This window comes from Flexithrix dorotheae DSM 6795, from assembly GCF_000379765.1.
GTDB classification, from domain to species: domain Bacteria; phylum Bacteroidota; class Bacteroidia; order Cytophagales; family Flammeovirgaceae; genus Flexithrix; species Flexithrix dorotheae.
Map to the genome: position 1 here is coordinate 1 of NZ_KB903468.1, position 19,077 is coordinate 19,077.

Consider the following 19,077-nt stretch of genomic DNA (forward strand, 5'->3'; position numbering starts at 1 on the left):
TTCAGGAAAATTATGAATTTAATTCCGATAATTTTTATATGCTCCAACTTTCTTCAGTTTCGGATAGCTTCGCGAATCCGGTGATTCTGGATACCATTAGCAATGCAAGCGATACATTAGTTTCATTCCTACCAGATACCCTACAGTTTGAACGACCCTATTTGGTCCGGGTCATTTCCAGTGATTTGGGTATCCATAGTCAACCTGAAGAATTAATTTATTATGATTTACCTTCAGCAGAATTTAGTCTAGCAGATGAAGCCTGCCAGGCGGATACCATTACCATTACATATTTGGGTGAAACAAGTGAAGGTCTCAGTTTTGATTGGGATTTAGATGAAACAATCCTTGTTGAAAATCAGGGAGATACCTTAATAAAAATCATTGGTGGAGCATATGGAGAAAAAATCATATCCCTAACTACAACAAAAAATGGTTGTTCTGCTACTGTAACTAAAACAACTAATATCAAAAAAACACCATCCGCTACTTTTGATGTGAAAAGTGAAATTTGTGAAGGAGAAACCGCAATTGTAACTTATACTGGAAATGGGGCTGATTCTGCTCAATATATTTGGGACTTCGGAGATGCTACTGTCATCTCAGGAGAGAAAAGTGGTCCTTATGAATTGATATGGAGTTCATTTGGTTTGAAAAGAATTGGATTAAAGGTGACCGAAAACGGCTGTTCCTTTGGTGAAAATGCTGTTGTTTTCCATTATAGTGAGCAACCTAAACTGGCTTTTGAAGGTGTTTCCTCAGTTTGTTACAACGATAATTATCAAATTGAATATACTGGTACACAAGAAGGTGATATTACCTGGGACTTTAAAAATGCTACGATAATTTCGGGTTCTGGAGCCGGACCTTATTTGATAAAGTGGGATAGTTCTGGAGAAAAATCCATTGGGTTTAGTATTGATAATCACAATTGCATTTCAGATACAACAATCAATATTACTGTTACACCTCAACCTGTTGTTCCAGAAATTTGCCTAGTAACAGTAGATGAAGAAACTTCAAATAATATGCTGGTGTGGGGTTATGATATGGAAACGGTGGATAAATTCGGAATTTATAGAGAAACCAATACTGCCAATGATTATCAGCTGATTGAATATATTGAGGGAGGACAATTCAATACGTATATAGATTCGCAATCAAGTCCGGATCAAAATTCTAACCGGTATAAAATCACTGCTGTAGATAGTTGTGGAACAGAAACTGAATTAAGTGACTTCCACAAAACCATTCATTTAACCATCAATAAAGGACTAGAAGACTCCTGGAATTTAATCTGGGATAGCTATGAGGGATTTACTTTTGGTACTTATAATATATATAGAAGTATTAATGATGGAGAATTTGAATTGGTAAAGGAATTAGCCAGCAACCTTACTTCTTATACCGATAAAAATGTGGTGGCCAACCCAGTGGCTTATCAAATCGAAGTGGTTAATCCTGATGGCTGTGGGGAAAGTGCTAATGGAAGAATTCTCCAGTATACCAGTAGTAAATCTAATGTAGCCAGAATTGGTACTGTTACTGGAATTGAGGATAATCTATTAGATAATATGGTTAGCGTTTCTCCTAATCCGGCTTCCAATTTCCTTCATATAGATTTTAATAAAAGATTATCTGGAAATTATTCGATTACCAATTTAGATGGAAAAGAAATAAAGAAAGGAATCTTCAATTCCAACTTTAAAATTAACCTTCAGGATTATAAGAGTGGAATTTACTTCCTGAATATCACAACTACTGAGGGATCCATAATCAAAAAGATTCTGAAGGATTAAGTAACCTTTTATTAAACAGGAATTGGAATTTTAACCCTTTTCCGGTTTTAATATAAATTATTGAATCTCATTTTGCTCAAAAGGAAACTGCGCACCAGTTTCCTTTTGCATTTCCAAAAGCTTTGCTTTTAATTTCGAAGCAATGGCTGGTTTGGAGGTATTCAAATTATTTTTTTCTTCCTGATCTTCTTTCAGGTTGTACAATTCCGTTTCCCCCGATTCATAAAATTCAATTAGTTTCCAATCACCTAGTCTTATTGCGGCTCCGGGTGTCCAGGCACTTCCATGATAGTGTGGAAAATGCCAGAAAATCTCATTTCTCTTCAGGTTTTTATCTCCCTTTATTAATGGGACTAAACTTTCTCCTTCCGTATTTTTAACAGATTCATTCTTAACATCCACCATTTCCAGTATAGTTGGATAAAAGTCCATACTAATCACAGGAGTTTCTGATTTTGCAATTTTAGAACGGTGAGTATGTGGTGGCTTAATAATTAATGGCACCTTAATTCCTCCTTCATAACACCAGCCTTTTCCAGCCCTCAAAGGTTTATTGGAAGTTGGAGCCGCATTTCTTCTTTTATCCAGGGTAGCCAAACCACCATTATCAGAAGTAAAAATTAATAAGGTATTCTCCCAGAGTCCTTCATCCTTCAATTTCTTAATAAGTCTTCCTACATTTTCATCCATGGCATAAACCATTGAAGCATAATCTGGATTATATTGATTTGAAACAGTCAGCCCTTCTCTCTCCGGGATCAGTTCAGGGTCTTTTATCCCCAATTTATTTGCCTTTTCCTGAAATTTCCCCAAATGCTTTTTACTGGCCTGGATAGGGGTATGTACTGTATAAAAGGATAAATAAAGCAAAAATGGGTGCTCTTTGGTTTGGTCAATAAATTGGATAGATTCATCGGTTAGTCTGTCTGTAAGATATTCTTCAACTGGGCCATCAGGAAGTTTTTCGTTTTTATAAGGGGAATAATATCCTCCGGGAGGAGAACCTTTATCAATTCCACCTATATTAATGTCAAATCCCTGATTTTCAGGTAAATATTTTCCATCTCCCAAATGCCATTTTCCTGCAAAAAAAGTTTGATAGCCTTCCTCCTTTAAAACTTCTGCGAAAGTGACTTCTTCCAATGGCAACTCATCCAAATCTTCCGGTCCGGTTAGTTTTGTACCCTTAGGATTTTGCCCAGGAATCCAATCGGTAATATTAATGCTGGTTGGGTATTTTCCTGTTAGAATGGCTCCCCTGGTTGGAGAACATACCGGACTTGCGGCATAGGCATTAGTAAATAATATACCTTCATTTGCCAATTCATTTAAATTAGGGGTTTCATAAAAGGTGCTGCCATAGCATTCCAGGTCAGCCCAACCCAAATCATCCACCAGAATGAATACTACATTGGGGGTAGTTTTCTTCTCCTCATTTTTTACATTTTTTGAGCATGAAAATAAAATCAAAGTCAGGGAAAAAAATACTATGCGAAAGTTGTTTAAGTAGTTCAATTTATGAAATTTTAAAAAATTACAGTCCAAGGACATCTATCCCTTGTTCAAACACGATATCAACTGGGATTCCAGCCTCAGCAAGTTTATCCAAATCTTCCTGTAAATCGGCAAATATCAGCCCTTTTTCTTTCATTAAACTTTTTACACCTTCATAATCCCCATCTCCCTGGAGTTTTAGAATCAAGGCTGAAAGTTCATTCATAGCCAATTGCATCTTTTCAAAATCTACCTTATAGGTACCGGAGGTTTCATCTTTGCTAAATGCACCTTTCTCCAAAAAGTAATTGAACCGAAGCATATTGGCTTTTCCATGAGCACTAGAGGCTCCAAACCTGACTGATCTTAAAATCCCCGCCAGAAAAGTAACATAATTATCCATGATTTCACCCTCCTGAATTTCCCCTTTCTCGAAAAGCTGAGTAACCATGTAGAGCCCTAAAATATCTGCCTTTCCTTCTTCTAAAGCTGAAGCCTGTTCTTTCAGGGCTTCCCTCACCGTTCCTTTTTCATTTATAGTATGCTTAATTCCCAATCCATGAGCCACTTCGTGAAACATGGTATTTCCAAAAAATGCTTCAAAAGTGATATGTTTTCTTTGAGTTTCATCAATGAGTAAATTGGAGACGGGTATCATAATTTTATCGAATTTGGCTTTCATCGCATTTTTTAGTTGTGACCTTCTGGTGCCCATTTTTAACTGAATTTCTTCATCATTGGGAAGATTAACTGCAATGGTTTTGCTTCCTGCGTTGCAATCCCCAGCATAAAAAACTACATCGTAGGCATTCAATTGGGCATTTGATCCGGGAGTTTCCTGTTTATAAATATCCTCTACAGGCAATCCTTTTTGTAACTCGGGTAACAATGCGGCATATTTTTCCAATCGCTCACTCCATTCTTTATCTTTCACCAAAACATATGCTTCAAATGCGGCCTTATAGCCGAAAAGCTGGTCTTCATAATTTTCAATTGGCCCGATAATCACATCAATTCCATTGGTTTTCATTTCCATCCAGGCTATATCACTCTCATCATATTCATTTGATAACAATGCTTCTGCCCGAAGGTTAAGATACTTCTTGAGCTCCGCATTTTCTGCGATTTCAGCCGCCTGTTTCAATAAATCTGCTGCCTTCCCCAATTCTTCCGAATAAAAATCATTGTAGGGAATGCTGCTAAGTGAACCGTCCTCAGTTCTCCTGACTATAGTATAAAGACTGGTTTTTGATTTATTTTCAAAGTTTTGAAATTCTTCTTCACTCATATCCCTGGGGTAGAAATTGGCGCCTTTAGGCTTCTCTCCCACTCCCTCAATAAATGGCCGATTATCTTTTAACCTATCCCATGGACCATAATTGATTTCAATAAATTTTTTGGTTCTTGTATCTGTGATAGCACTCAAAAGGGCTTCCTTATCACCGTAAGCCTGTTTCCAAAAAAGCTCATCCATTATTTTTGCCGCCTCAATCAGAAGGGGAATCAATTTTTTCTCATTTTCTGACAGTTTGGAAATATCGGTTTTCAAAGCGACAGGCGCATAAATTTCAGGTCTCACTACATCCTCTGATTCCTTAGTGTTTTCAGTTATTTCTTCCTGTCCTTTGTTTTGCGATCCTGAGCAGGAAATCATTAAGTTTATCAACAAGAATAATAAATAATTAAGGGTATTGATTTTCATGTGTTTTTCAAATTAATTATTTGAGTGAAGTTTTATTGATTGTATTCACTTCTATGTTGAAATAGAATTGTCACAATTTACTAAAAGGAAAAGTAAGAAATCAAGAAAATAACTATTGAATTGTTAGAAAGAAATTTCGAATTCAGTAAAACTTTTCTTTTACCTCCAACTTATTCTCTTCATAAAAGTATCCCTGTCTTATCTTCCAACTTTTTATTTTCAATAATTCCTCAAAACCCAATAATTCTGTTAAATTTGAGTAAGAACTGTATTCTGATGGATTTTTGACTTTTAACTTGCTGATTACCAATTTTTTATTTTCTAAATCCAAGCTTCTTTAATTTTTTTATGTCTAAAGCCTCCTGTTTTTCCCTCCTCATTTTTTCAATTTTTGGATTTTTAAGCTGCCAGAGATTCGAAAGCACTGAGGTTGATCTTTCCCAATTTCAAATTCAGGATGGTTTTAAAATTGAATTAATTGCTTCCGAACCACTTATTACAGACCCTGTAGCTATGGAAATTGATGAAAACGGGACTATATACGTGGTGGAAATGCCTGGTTATCCCCTGGATGTAACAGGCTCAGGAAAAGTAAAAATCCTAAAGGATAACAATGGAGATGGAATTCCAGATGAAAGTATCGTGTTTGCTGAAGACCTTATTTTGCCCAACGGGATAATGAGGTGGAAAAATGGAGTGATTGTGACTGATGCACCTGATGTCATTTACCTGGAGGACGCTGATGGGGATGGTAAAGCGGATAAAAGAGAAGTGCTTATTACAGGATTTTCCCGATCTAACCCTCAACACAATATGAATACCCCAAAATTTGGACTCGATAACTGGATTTATCTGGGGCATGAGGGAGCATTTATTACTAAAACCTTTGAAAAGGAGTTTGGCGGACGGGGTGAAGCCATAAGATTTCCAAATTTACCCGACTCCCCTACCCTTCCGCCAAATGCCAACAAAAAATGTGTGCGGTTCCAACCTGATAAAAAACGACTTGAGATGTTATCTGGTTACACCCAGTTTGGATATGCTTTTGATAACTGGGGAAACCGGTTTTACACGAGTAATGCTAATCATTTATTCCATGAAGTCATTTCTTCAGAATACCTTGAAGGAAATAAATTCCTTCCTCTCAAATCGGCAAGAAACTATATTCCGGATTATGGACCGGGAGCAGAGATTTATCCCATCACTCAAAATCCTCAGCATCAACTACTTACTGATGTTGGTGTAATTACTTCCTCCTGTGGACTCACCTGGTACCAGGGTGGATTATTTGGAGATGAATACGAAAACATCACATTTATTGGAGAACCAGTACACAACCTTATTCATACAGATAAAATTGTGGTGAACGGGGCCACTTTTAAAGCGCAAAGACATTTGGAAAAAAAGGAATTTCTGGCATCGGAAGATAGCTGGTTTCGACCCGTAAATTTTTATATTGGCCCGGATGGTAATTTATATGTACTGGATTATTACCGACAATATATTGAGCATCCTGAATGGATGGCCAAAGCAGTAGTGGAATCGGGAGCCCTTTACAATGGGATGGATAAAGGCAGAATTTATAAAATTTCCCCAAATGGTTTTATGCAGTCTAAAGAAAAACCAAATCTTAGCATCCTGTCCGATGAAGAATTAATTCCACTACTGAAGCATCAAAATATCTGGTGGAGGAGAAATGCCCAAAGACTATTAGTGGATCATCAGAATAAAGAAATCGTTGAAAAACTGAAAGCATTTGCCCTTTCTACAGAATCTGGTGTGGGGCTGGTGCATGCCTTGTGGACTTTGGAGGGACTTGGTGATTATTCCCCAAATTTAATTTTTCACGCCTTGAATCATCAGGAGGCTGGCGTGAGGGAAAATGCCATTAAAATTGCTGAATTACATTGGGAAAGCTCTTCTGATTGTACCAATAGTTTATTGGATATGAAAGATGATCCGGACCCCAAAGTCAGATTTCAGTTACTTTGTACTTTATCGAAAATCGATATCCCGGAAAAGGATCATATCCAAAAATCTATATTGTTAACTGATATCGATGATGAGTGGATACAAATTGCTGCATTGGCCGGAATAAATATTAAGGAAAAAAAGCTGATCGATTTTATTGTAAATAATGTTACGGAAAATCAACAAAAGGGAGCCGCCCAATTTTTGTCGAAAATTTGCCAAATGGTGGTTCAGAAAGGAGCCCTTGAGGAAGTGAAAACAATGCTTCATGCAGCAGCATCCAGCGGAAAAATTAATGAGGCCTGGTGGAAAGATTCCGTTTTAACCGGATTGGCAAATGGAATGACCAAGAGTAAGTTAAAACAGGAAAACTTCGAATTTGAAAAAACATTGTTAATTAAAAACTTCCATGCGAATTCGGATAATAATATCAGGCGAAGCAGCCTAAATATGCTGTCCATAATTGGGCTTCCAAAAAATGCTGCCCTACAGCAAATCGATTTAGCCGAGAGGGTTATGGCCAGCAAAAAGGAAGCAATCCCATTCAGGATTGACGCCATTACGCTTTTATCGATTGCTTCCCCGGAGAAATATATTAAGCAATTTTCAGATTTGGTAAGCCAGTCGGAACCCATTGATATTCAAAAAACCGGTCTTCAGGCACTTTCTACTCTTCCCTACGAAATTTATAAAATTGATGAATTTATTTTTGAAAACTGGGAGGAATTTACCCCTGATTTACAAAGAGCAGCTATTTCCATCCTGATGAAAAAAGTGGAAACTATGAACAGTCTGCTTACTGCAGTGGAATCTGGAAAATTACACAAATCAAAAATTCCTTGGCAATATCAGGTTGGGTTGCTCAATAATCGGCAGGACTCTATTAAAGCAAGAGCCAGAATTATTTTAGCAGATAACGAACAAAAAAAGGAGGGAATACTGGCAGAATTTAAAACGGCTATTGATAATAGCGGAAATTGGGAGAATGGAAAAATGGTTTTTGCCAAAAATTGTAGTATTTGCCATCAGGTAGGTGGAAAAGGTGGGGTTGATTTCGGGCCTGACCTGGCTTCAATTAAAAACAGAACTAAAATTGCCATCCTGACTGATATTATTTCCCCAAATAATTCTATTGCCGATGGTTATGAAGTTTGGGAAATTACCCTTACTGATGACTCCAAAAAATATGGAATTATTTCTGAAGAAGTCAATGAAAATATCATCCTAAAAGATGCAGGAGGCAATGAAATTATTATTGGTCGGAAAGATATTTCTTCTTTAATTCCCATTGGGAACTCAGCAATGCCGGAAGGATTGGACAGCCAGATTTCTGTGGAAGAAATGAAGGATTTACTGACCTATTTGAAAAACCCGTATTTAACACAATAACTACTAATACATCATTTAAACTAATTTTTTACAATGGATAAAAATGTTTTTGGAGAGTCACTTATTCCCTGCAGCATGGAGCCGCTTACAGGTTTTTTCAGGGACGGATGCTGTAATACCAATGAAGAAGATCACGGTATGCATACAGTTTGTGTAGAACTAACGGCCGAGTTTCTTGAATTTTCCTCTGCCTGTGGTAATGATTTAACCACTCCCCTACCGGAATTCGGTTTTCCAGGATTAAAACCTGGAGATCACTGGTGTTTGTGTGCCAGCAGATGGAAAGAGGCATTAGATGCAGGGAAAGCCCCTTTGGTGGTTTTAGAGGCAACTAATGAAAAGACACTGGATATTATTTCTCTGGATATTTTAGTGAAATTTGCTTTAAAAAAGACTAAACCCTAATTAAATTCACATTTCTTTTAACAACTAAACTGTTGCAAATGAATGATTTAATTCTAATCAAATACCTGCATTTTATTGCCATATTTGGTGTGGTTGGTTCATTGATTACCGAGCAATTTATGATTGATGAAAAACTAACGAAAAAGGATATAAAAAGGCTTTCATTTGTGGATGCAGTTTATGGAATCAGTGCTGTTTTGGTATTGGTAGCTGGATTTACGCTTTGGTTTGGTGTGGGAAAACCTGCCGAATTTTATACGAAAAACTGGATTTTCCATACCAAAGTAACGCTTTTCATTATCGTAGGTATCCTTTCTATTTATCCCACCGTATTTTTCCTCAAAAAAAGAAAAGGTGATGATATTCATACGATTATTCACATTCCTAAAATTATTCTCTGGTCTATCCGGATAGAACTCCTTCTGGTTTTTGTTATTCCTTTACTTGCCATTTTAATGGCCCTGGGCATTGGTAGATTTTAGAAAAAAATTAAAATACTTTTGAAGAAAACAATTCTCATTTATGGTTTTGTGGTTGCCCTGTTAGTGGTGATTTTAAAAGTGCTTGAATATAAATATTTCGTGAGAAACCTTTCCGTAGAAATTTATATTGGTGTGGTGGCGGTATTGTTTGTTAGTCTTGGCATATGGCTTGGCGGAAAGGTAAATAGCGGAAAACTTATCCATCAGGATAAGGAGCTAAAATCCCGGGAAATAAACACCGAACAAGTAAAAGAACTCGGAATAAGTAAAAGGGAGTTTGAGGTTTTGGAATTAATTTCTGCCGGATATTCAAATCAGGAAATAGCAGAAAAACTTTTCATTTCTCTGAGTACAGTAAAAACACATTCCTCCAACCTTTTTCTTAAATTAGATGTAAAAAGGCGTACCCAAGCCATTCAGAAGGCAAAGGAGCTGAATATATTGTGAATGCTTCCCTCCTACTTAAGTAGGATTTTTAAGAAATGGTACTAAAGTATGATTCATTTCCAGCTTTAAATTCCTTTGTTTGTCCCATCGGTTATAAGATTGTAATAAGTCAGAAAACTTATAACCGAAAAAAGATGGAAATTTTTTAAATATCATATGCACAAAACCCTTACTGATGATGAAAAAAATTGTATTGACTTTCGGAATTATTGGTGGAATTACCATCACTGTTTTAATGTTTGCAACCATGCCGCTATGGCATGAAAATATGGATTTTAAAACCGGTGAAATCCTTGGATATATCTCCATGGTGGTGGCACTTTCAACCGTATTTTTTGGTATAAAAAGTTTTAGAGATAATCAATTGGATGGAAGTATTTCCTTTGGGAAAAGTTTTCAGGTGGGTATTCTCATTACACTTACGGCTTCCCTAATTTATGTGGCGGGATGGATGATTTATTCCCATTTAATTAATCCTGAATTTATGGATCGTTATTATACATTTTCAATTCAGCAACTAAGGGAAAGTGGAAAACCCGCAGCAGAAATTGAATCACAAATTAAAGGAATGGAAGATTTTAAGGAAATGTACCAAAACCCACTCATTCAGATCGGAATTACTTTTCTTGAAATATTTCCTGTAGGCTTGCTCATCACCTTACTTTCTTCCTTAATTTTAATGAAAAAGAAAGTAAAGGTTAACCATGGCTAATTTTAAATTTTACTTTTAGTGGAAAGTTTTCCCACTAATTTACTTCTTCATCCTAAATCTAAACCTGCTGGGTTAAATTTAAACTAAGCAGGTTTTCACTTTTTTGCTAAATCTTTAATAATTTTTTTGAAGCCACTTCTCTTTATTTTTTGCCATCTCCTGAAAATTTGTACCAAATCACAAATTATTTCCAACCTCAATTTTTAGAAAAAATGGAAAAAGTAACATTAATTCGCTTAGTTTTACTTTTTTTCAAAGTCATAATTTGAGAAAATACTTAAAATTTTATCTAATTTTTTGGTATTAGAAGCGAATTTTGACTTTTTAATTTCATGCGATTTAAAGCGTTTTTATGCTGATGGCTACTTTTGGGGTTCCTGAAATGAGATATGCAATTTAAACCCATTTAAAATGATTTTTTATCCAGGTTATTTTTCTATTCTTGATGTTTCCAGGAAATTTCTTATAAAATGTTATCTTTTTTGTAACACAAAATCACACATTACCATACAACATTTTTTAACTCTGAACTTACCACAAATGAAAACAAGACATGATACACCCATACATTGTAACACATAAGCATATACATATCTACATAAATAACAGGTATAATTAAATGTAATATGATGTATTACATGAAAATACACTAAAATATAATGTTTACATGAACATCCAATATAACACTATAAGTTATACTGTATTGATTTGTATTGATTTGTATTGATTTGTATTGATTTGTATTGATTTGTATTGATTTGTATTGATTTGTATTGATTTGTATTGATTTGTATTGATTTGTATTGATTTGTATTGATTTGTATTGATTTGTATTGATTTGTATTGATTTGTATTGATTTGTATTGTCAAATATTACAAATAAATATACTGTATGATATTGACATATATTATAATACATTGTATATTTGTGTATTCATTTATATCATTTCGTAATTTTCTTGTTCTGATATAATCAATTGTCACATATTGTAATACATATACATACATGACCAGAATAATCGCATTTACAAATCAAAAAGGTGGGGTAGGGAAAACAACCAGTGTTTTAAATGTTGGTGCAGCCTTAGCAAAGAAAGGAAAGAAAGTATTAATGATTGATTTAGATCCCCAAGGGAACTTAACCCAGTCATTATTACCAGAACCTCCTAAAAATACCATATTTACACTTTTATTGGAAGAATGTAAATTCGGTGAGGCTATCGTCAATACAACTGAGAATCTATTATTAATTCCTTGTAATAATAAATTTGCCAACTTTGAAAGACAGTTTGCTGCAGATGCTGATAGTCAGTACATTATGGTGGATTTTATAGAAGCCATAAAAAAGAATTTCCCCAATCAGCTGGATTTTATCATTTTTGATACACCACCTGCACTTGGACTGATCACCCTTAATGCCCTTGTGGCCTGTCAGGAAGTATACATACCCATGAACTCCCAGGAATACAGTTTAACTGGACTAAATGCAGTGATAGAGGTAGTAGAAAGGGTGAAAAAAAGAACTAATCCAGATTTGGAGGTAAAGGGAATGTTTTTCAGTCGTCATAACAGCCGAAAATACATTACCAGAAATATGGTGGAACACCTGAACAGTGAATTTCCGAATAAATTGATGAATACCCATATCAGGGTGAATGTGGCTTTGGAGGAATCACCCAGTTTAAGACAATCGGTATTTGATTACGATCCTTCCAGTAATGGGGCAAAAGATTATTCAGATTTGACTGATGAAATCATAAAACTATAAAATTATGGCCAGAAAAAATTTCAACATATTCGAACAATCAAAAAAAATTGCAGAACAAAAAACCAAAGTATCTGATATCGATTACCTGGACAACTTTGAGACAGAAGAAGGTAAAGAATCTGATAATCAGATAGTTAATGATAGTAAAAAGGAAGCATCTCTTAAAGTAGAGAAAAAAACCAAAGCAAAAAAAGAAACCAAAAAAGTAGCCTGGGTAAGGCAAAGTATAATAGCCGATCCCGATAAAATGCAACTGCTAAAGGACATAGTGCATACTGTAAAAAGTACCGGGAGATATACCTATTCACAAAAAGAAGCTTTATCCGAAGCCATAGAACTTTTGAAAAAGAAAGTGGAACGTCAGTATGGTGAAATTAAATCTCTTGAAGAATAGGCTGGTTTTCTCTTCCAAAAACCGGCCTAACTATAAATTATATTAATTATATAATTTCTATATATTATTAGGGTGAAAAACTGCTTATAAATAACTGATAATCAATATATTGCAAGGGTGTCTAACGTCATAACTCCCTTGATTCGTAGTCAAAACTCCACCGGATAGTAGTCAAAATACCCCTTTATTAAAGTCAAAAGTCCCTCGCAAAGTAGTCGAAAGTCTCTGAACTCAAATACTTCCATTTTTTATAAAATGGTAATTTTAAAAATTCAAAAAACTGCTCTCTGACAGTATGGAGAGTGATATTTTGAGTTAGAGTAGTCAAAAATCCCCTGAAAGGTAGTCGAAACTCCACTGGTTGGTAGTCATAAAACCCCTGCAAAGTAGTCAATAACTTCTGCTTGAAAATAGAAAAAGTCATAAGTCCCTTGAAAAGTAGTCATAAGACCACTGGTTAGTAGTCATATAACCCCTGCAAAGTAGTCGAATGAAATACTTCATAAAATTGAATTTTATTTTTTTAAACTGTAACAAATAGAAGTGATCCTAAAACAACAATTACCAGAAAGTAAATATTAGCCTTTCCAATTACTGAAGACTAATTTGTTTTCAGCTGTACTGAGAAATCCTCATTGGATTTAGTGAAAATTGGCAGATTTTAGAATTTAAGGATTAAACTTTGGATAGAATGACCGCTAAATGATTTTTTTTTGAAATTTTTTAATGGAATTATAAAATTAATGGAACGAATTATATCCTTATTTGATTAATGGTTGATAATCAGTAAGTTATATAAATGAGTATATAACAAAAGTAGTCATAAGTCCCTTGCAAAGTAGTCATAACACCACTGATAAGTAGTCAAAATACCCCTGAATAGTAGTCGGAATTATTGAAATCTTAAGTCATAAGTCCCTTGCAAAGTAGTCGAAAATCCATTGAATGGTAGTCAGATTACCCCTGAAAAAGAGTAGTCAAAAGTCCACTGTAAAGTAGTCATAAGTCCCTTGTATAGTAGTCGTATTACCCCTGAAAAGTAGTCGAAAGTAAATTTTTTTTCTTTTGAAAGATGAATTAAAATGATAACTTGGACACCAAAATAATCAGCGAATTTCACGAAAATGGCAGAAGTACTTAGGTATCCCAGTAAATTATTGAAAATAGAAACAGGTCAGCAGCTGAAGCAACTTTCTATTTTTGATGATCAGGGAAAAATTAACAGAGATTATTCCATTACCCTGAATAAATCAATTGAAAGGATTCTTAATCTGAATGCCAATAATGGTAATTATTCTGTAGAATTACCAAATGAAATTGATGCTGCGCTTTCAGAAGATATCAGAAAAAAAGTAACCAAGGAGTTGAGTGGGGGAGAGGTGAGAGTGCTTACTTCGGTGCTGGCTCTTGCCCAAAATGCAATCATGAATAATGATTTGTATTACATGGAAAAGACTAACCAGGCTTATTTTGAGTTTACGCTTTCTTCATTGTATCAATTTTCGGGACTGAAAAAGGATAAAAACGGAAATTATGATAAAAAGCAGAAGGATCATGTGAATTCTGCCATCATCAGACTTCATAGAAAAGAGTTTATTGTTCCCGTTCAGTTTTATGAGGAAGATAAAAAAAGTACTTATAAGGGGGTAAAAATAGAGCCCTTGTTGCAGATTCATGAAATGGGAGAGTGGGAAAATAGTAAAACAAGGAAAAAAACCCAGGTTTATAAATTGACGATTAGTGGCGTTTTTCTAAATATTAATGAAAAGAAAAGCAATTATTTTAACCTGCCTGCAGATCTCAATAAAAACTTAAGATCGATAAATCCGGGTAGGCCAAATGCTGGTATTGAGCTGTTTATCAAGTGTTTATATCAAGCAGTACATTGTTCTAAGGAAAACTGTATTGAATATAGCCATAACAGGCTGGTGGAAATAATGAAGTTAGAACGACACAAGAAGAATAAGAACTACACCAGAATTAAGGATACCATTGAAAAAGCATTTAAAACCGCAATGGCTTTGGAAATCATAGAATCCTGGGAGCAGGCCAAAACGAAATATGGTGGGGTGAAATATGTGCTGAATTGGAAACTGACCTAGTTATACAAAGGTTCGAGCGTTTTTATTTAAACCGAGTCATTTACTTTTAAATGGTTCGGTTTTTTTATGAGATTCTTAAGGAGCAGCCTCAGTTGAAAAAATAAAAGAAAGCAGTAATTTCTTAAAAAATTCTCTGACTCTTTGGCTTAATTTTCCCAATTTTGAGCTTTGAGCAGGTTGAAATAAAAAATGAAAGTAGTAATTGCGGAAAAGCCCTCTGTAGCCAGGGATATTGCCAAAGTAATTGGAGCTAAAACCAAAAAAGAGGGATATTTGGAAGGAGAAGGGTATTTTGTAACCTGGGCATTTGGTCATTTGGTACAATTGGAAAATGCCAAAGCCTATGGCTATACCAAGTGGGACTTAAAGCAATTACCCATTCTTCCGGAAAAATTTAAATTGGCTCTTAATGGGGATTCGGGTGCGATAAAGCAGTTCAATATTATCAAGGAGTTATTTCAAAAATCCGAAGAGATTATTGTAGCCACGGATGCTGGTCGGGAAGGTGAGCTGATTTTCCGTTATATTTATCAACTTGCGGCTGTGGAAAAGCCATTTCAAAGGTTATGGATTTCGTCACTTACGACCTCTGCGATTAAAAAGGGCTTTGCCAACCTAAAAGCTGGTACGGCTTACGATAATCTCTTCTTTTCCGGAGCTTCAAGAAGTGAGGCGGACTGGATGGTGGGCATTAATGCCACTATTGCCTTTACGCTTTCTTCCAATAGCAGTTCAGTTTTATCCCTGGGGAGGGTTCAGACTCCTGTTTTAGTGATGATATGTGAGCGATATCTGCACAATAAAAATTTTGTTCCAGAGGAGTTCTTTGTTCCACAGTTGGTATTAGAAAAAGAGGAGAAAACATTTAAGGCGGTTTACAAAGGAGAAAGAATTTTTGACCAGGAAACTGCTCAGAAAGTAATTGATGGAGTAGGGGAGGAGGTCACCTGTACGAATGCGGAAACCAAACCCAAAACTGAAAAACAGCCTTTACCTTACGATCTGACTTCCCTACAGGCGGATTGCAACCAAAAGTTGGGATTTTCCGCCCAAAAAACCCTTGATCTTTTACAGGTACTTTATGAGCGAAAATGGATTACCTATCCCAGGACTGATTCAAGGTATATTACCAAGGATATTTACACTGAATTACCCGATCTATTTGGTAAAATTAAAACTCATTGGCCACAGCGTTATGAAAAATTTATTGATGTTTTGGAAATGGAGGATCTTCCCAAACGCTGTGTGAATGATGAAAAGGTGACAGATCACCATGCCATTTTACCTACTGGAGAAAAGCATGGACAGTTAAATAAGGAGGAAGGACAGGTTTTCGATATTATAACCCGCAGGGCAATTGGTGCTTTTAGTGGAGAGTGTAAGAAAGAAATTACCACTTATACTTTTGAGGATGTTTTTGCTTCTACAGGAACTGTGGTAATTGAGCCAGGGTGGCGATTGTTGGAATTAAAAGATAAAAAGGAGGAGGAAGGAAAGGATGATGACGATGAAAATCAGGATTTACCCAGTGTAGAAAATGGAGAGCAGGTGAAAGTGGAAGAAAAGCTGGTGAAACATTCCAAAACAAAAGCCAAACCAGTGCATACGGAGTCGTCATTGTTGAAAATGATGGAAACGGCTGGAAAGGAAATAGATGATGAAGAGTTGGCTAAGGCAATTAAGGATAGTGGGATAGGAACTCCGGCTACCAGGGCCAGTATAATTGAAACTTTGTTGAAGCGGACCTACATTGAGCGACAAAAGAAGAAGTTGGTCCCTACCAGTTTAGGTTTGGAGGTTTATGGACAGATAAAGAAATTAACAATTGGAAGTCCTGAACTAACCGGAACCTGGGAAAATAAATTGAATAAAATGGCCCAGGGAGAATATTCCCGGGATAGCTTTATTGATGAAGTGAAGGGCTTTTCCGGAGAATTAGTTGAAAAGTTGAAGGAGTTGGGCAAAAATATGGGATCTAATACCATAAATTCTAATTGCCCGAAATGTGGAAAGGGGGAAATTTTGGAAGGAAAAAGAGGTTTCGGTTGTGCTCAACACAAAGAGGGATGTGATTTTGTAGTTTGGAAAACGTATCTGGGTAAAAGGTTGACACCAGCTCAGATAAGGCAATTGATTGAAAGTGGGAAAACCAAATTTCCAGTAAAGGGACTGAGGGATGAAAATGGGAAAGTTTTTGAGGCAGTTTTAAAAATTGATAAAGAATTTAAAGTTATCCATCAGGCTTCCAGAAAGAAAAGTAAAGATTTGGTTTGTCCCAAATGCTTTGAAGCCACATTGGAAGATCAGGAAAAGTTATTTAAATGTCGGGCTATTAGTTGTGATTTTGTACTTTGGAAAAAAGTAGCTAAAAAAACCCTGACGCAAAAAAATATTCAATCTTTATTAGATTCTGGGGAAACGGAATTAATAAAGGGGTTCACCTCCAGAAAAGAAACCACATTTGATGCAGTTCTTAAACTGGATGGTGATTATAAGGTTGCATTTAAATTTAATTAATTGGTTGATAATCATTTGCTTACCATAATGTAATAAGCACCAAATTTTTCAAGATTCTGATTTTCAAACCATGCTCTGATCTGGTGGTTTCCTTTTGCCAGGCTAACTTCAAAAGTGACCCCTGTGTCATTTGAATTCACATTTTTAATCATTTCTTTCCCATCTGCACTAAAGCCGGCTTTTTGTAAATTTAAAATTTTTCCAGCTGGTAATTCATCCACAGTAGTAATTGGAAGGGAGGGTCTCTTCGGAACAGAACTGTTAATTTCAGCATTGAGTTCTGGTGGCCATCTGTGAAGGGTAAATTTATATTTTCCTTCCTCAGGCACCTGAATCTCATACCAGCCTTCCGCTTTCATTCCTTCCCTAATCAATTTATGGTTCCAGGCTACAGAATTATAATCAGGGTCCATGTGCATATCATGCGTAAAAATGAGAGTTGTAGGTTGTTGTGGCGGGCAAATTGTAATTGCAGGGCTTTCCTTAAATCCCGGTAATAAATCAGCCCACCATTTTTCATAATCACTTCTCAGGTCTTTTACCATTTGAGGATGGTCCTTGGCCACATCCTTATCCTGGCCCGGGTCTTTCGAAATATCATATAATTCTTTGCCATTTACTAACCTCCAGGTTCCTTTCATGGTTGCAGATTGTCGCCATTTTTCAGGAGTTTCCAATCTTTGAGAATCGGTAATGATAGTCCTTGGGGGGAGATTCTCTTCCTTTTCCAGCAATATATTTTTCAGGCTGATTCCATCAAACTTGTGTTCATCAGCATTTTTTAAGGATAACATATCGATGAGTGTGGGTACAAGGTCAATATGAGCGGTTAATTCATTAATATCTTTATTTTCTGGAATATTTCCCGCAGGCCATTTAATAAAAAATGGTACTCTATGCCCCCCTTCATACATACTTCCTTTTTGTCCCCTCATCCCGGCATTAAATCCTTTAGCCGCTTCACTGCTATTTCCTTTGAATTTAATTCCACTACTTGTTCCATTGTCGGTCATGAAAATAAATATAGTATTATCTTCCAGATTGTTCCTTTCCAGGTAGTTCATTAATTTTCCAAGGTTTTCATCTGCATTTTCAATCATTCCATAAAAGGAGGGATTGGGAATATTTGGATTTTCATTATAGGGTTTTAAGTATTTATTTTCCACATAATATGGCCCATGTGGGGCATTAGTGGCTATATAAGTAAAAAAAGGTTGCCCGGAATTTGCCCATTTGTCAATGAATTTAATAGCGTTATCAAACCAGACATCAGTGCAATAGCCTTGAAATTTTTCCGCCTTCCCATTATGGAAATAAGTATCATCAAAATAATCATTATCCCAATAATCCGGGCCTTGTCCAACACCTCCTCCCCCGTGTATGAGGACTTCATCAAAGCCTTTGTCCTGAGGTCGGAAAGGGATATTATCCCCCAGATGCCATTTACCAAAAATTCCAGTTTTATAACCATTCTCCTGCAAAATATTCGCAAGAGTTTTTTCACTTTCTTTTATTAAGGACCTTCCTGCAATGGTATGCCACACTCCGGTTCTATTTGCATAATGTCCGGTGAGCAGTGCGGCTCTGGTGGGAGCACATGTGGGGCTTACATGGAAGTCAGTTAACCTGGTACTTTCCTGAAAAAGCCGGTCCATATTTGGGGTATTTATCCAGGGGTTTCCATGACAGCTTAAGTCCCCATAACCCTGATCATCAGTAATTACCAGAACAATATTGGGTTTTTGTTGAGAAAAAGTAACAAATGGGGAAAATGTGAAAACCAGAATGCATAGTAAAGCTGGTTTGAAAAAAAATAAGGATTTCATATTTTGATGATGTTGCTAATCAATAAAATGGTAAAAGCCTGAAATTTAAGAATTTAAAAAATCAATTTC

Annotated in this window: 14 protein-coding genes; 10 read left to right on the forward strand and 4 right to left on the reverse strand. The window is 35.9% G+C overall.

Annotated features, from left to right (window positions below; genetic code table 11):
* Positions 1-1,799, forward strand: a 1,799-nt coding sequence (locus A3EM_RS43980) for a T9SS type A sorting domain-containing protein (RefSeq protein WP_044240189.1), incomplete at its 5' end; no start/stop codon positions are given.
* Positions 1,800-1,856: 57 nt separating this feature from the next.
* On the opposite strand, the gene A3EM_RS0129450 is transcribed toward A3EM_RS43980, so the two are convergent.
* The 3 genes from A3EM_RS0129450 to A3EM_RS0129460 all read right to left on the reverse strand — a co-directional run bounded on the left by A3EM_RS0129450 (position 1,857) and on the right by A3EM_RS0129460 (position 5,326).
* Positions 1,857-3,314 carry a sulfatase gene (locus A3EM_RS0129450; protein WP_169513427.1) on the reverse strand — a complete coding sequence of 486 codons (1,458 nt, stop codon included), beginning with the start codon at positions 3,312-3,314 and terminating at the stop codon, positions 1,857-1,859.
* 19 nt (positions 3,315-3,333) lie between these two features.
* Positions 3,334-4,995, reverse strand: coding sequence for a dipeptidyl-peptidase 3 family protein (locus A3EM_RS0129455; RefSeq protein ID WP_157638154.1), 1,662 nt, complete (start codon positions 4,993-4,995; stop codon positions 3,334-3,336).
* A 142-nt stretch (positions 4,996-5,137) separates the two neighbouring features.
* Entirely contained in the window at positions 5,138-5,326 is a 189-nt protein-coding gene (locus A3EM_RS0129460; protein WP_020531851.1) for a hypothetical protein, read from the reverse strand.
* 17 nt (positions 5,327-5,343) lie between these two features.
* Between A3EM_RS0129460 and A3EM_RS43985 the strand changes: the two genes are divergently transcribed.
* From A3EM_RS43985 to A3EM_RS0129515, 9 genes are all read left to right on the forward strand, one after another.
* Positions 5,344-8,355: a PVC-type heme-binding CxxCH protein gene (locus tag A3EM_RS43985; RefSeq protein WP_020531852.1), complete on the forward strand. Its 3,012-nt coding sequence runs from the start codon at positions 5,344-5,346 to the stop codon at positions 8,353-8,355.
* Between the two features lie 33 nt (positions 8,356-8,388).
* Positions 8,389-8,760, forward strand: coding sequence for a DUF2237 family protein (locus A3EM_RS0129470; protein WP_020531853.1), 372 nt, complete (start codon positions 8,389-8,391; stop codon positions 8,758-8,760).
* A 38-nt stretch (positions 8,761-8,798) separates the two neighbouring features.
* Positions 8,799-9,242, forward strand: coding sequence for a DUF2214 family protein (locus A3EM_RS0129475; RefSeq protein WP_020531854.1), 444 nt, complete (start codon positions 8,799-8,801; stop codon positions 9,240-9,242).
* An 18-nt stretch (positions 9,243-9,260) separates the two neighbouring features.
* Positions 9,261-9,689: a response regulator transcription factor gene (locus A3EM_RS0129480; protein WP_020531855.1), complete on the forward strand. Its 429-nt coding sequence runs from the start codon at positions 9,261-9,263 to the stop codon at positions 9,687-9,689.
* 175 nt (positions 9,690-9,864) lie between these two features.
* Positions 9,865-10,401, forward strand: coding sequence for a DUF4199 domain-containing protein (locus A3EM_RS0129490; protein WP_083925323.1), 537 nt, complete (start codon positions 9,865-9,867; stop codon positions 10,399-10,401).
* Positions 10,402-11,407: 1,006 nt separating this feature from the next.
* Positions 11,408-12,169 (forward strand): ParA family protein, encoded by a 762-nt coding sequence (locus A3EM_RS0129495; protein ID WP_020531858.1) that lies wholly within the window; start codon positions 11,408-11,410, stop codon positions 12,167-12,169.
* Positions 12,170-12,173: 4 nt separating this feature from the next.
* On the forward strand, positions 12,174-12,563 hold the full coding sequence (locus A3EM_RS0129500) for a hypothetical protein (RefSeq protein WP_020531859.1): 390 nt from the start codon (positions 12,174-12,176) through the stop codon (positions 12,561-12,563).
* Positions 12,564-13,687: 1,124 nt separating this feature from the next.
* Positions 13,688-14,665, forward strand: coding sequence for a hypothetical protein (locus A3EM_RS0129510; RefSeq protein WP_020531861.1), 978 nt, complete (start codon positions 13,688-13,690; stop codon positions 14,663-14,665).
* Positions 14,666-14,854: 189 nt separating this feature from the next.
* Positions 14,855-17,182 (forward strand): type IA DNA topoisomerase, encoded by a 2,328-nt coding sequence (locus A3EM_RS0129515; protein ID WP_020531862.1) that lies wholly within the window; start codon positions 14,855-14,857, stop codon positions 17,180-17,182.
* 11 nt (positions 17,183-17,193) lie between these two features.
* On the opposite strand, the gene A3EM_RS0129520 is transcribed toward A3EM_RS0129515, so the two are convergent.
* Positions 17,194-19,008, reverse strand: a complete 1,815-nt coding sequence (locus A3EM_RS0129520) for an arylsulfatase (protein ID WP_020531863.1) — start codon at positions 19,006-19,008, stop codon at positions 17,194-17,196.
* Positions 19,009-19,077 lie beyond the last annotated feature (69 nt).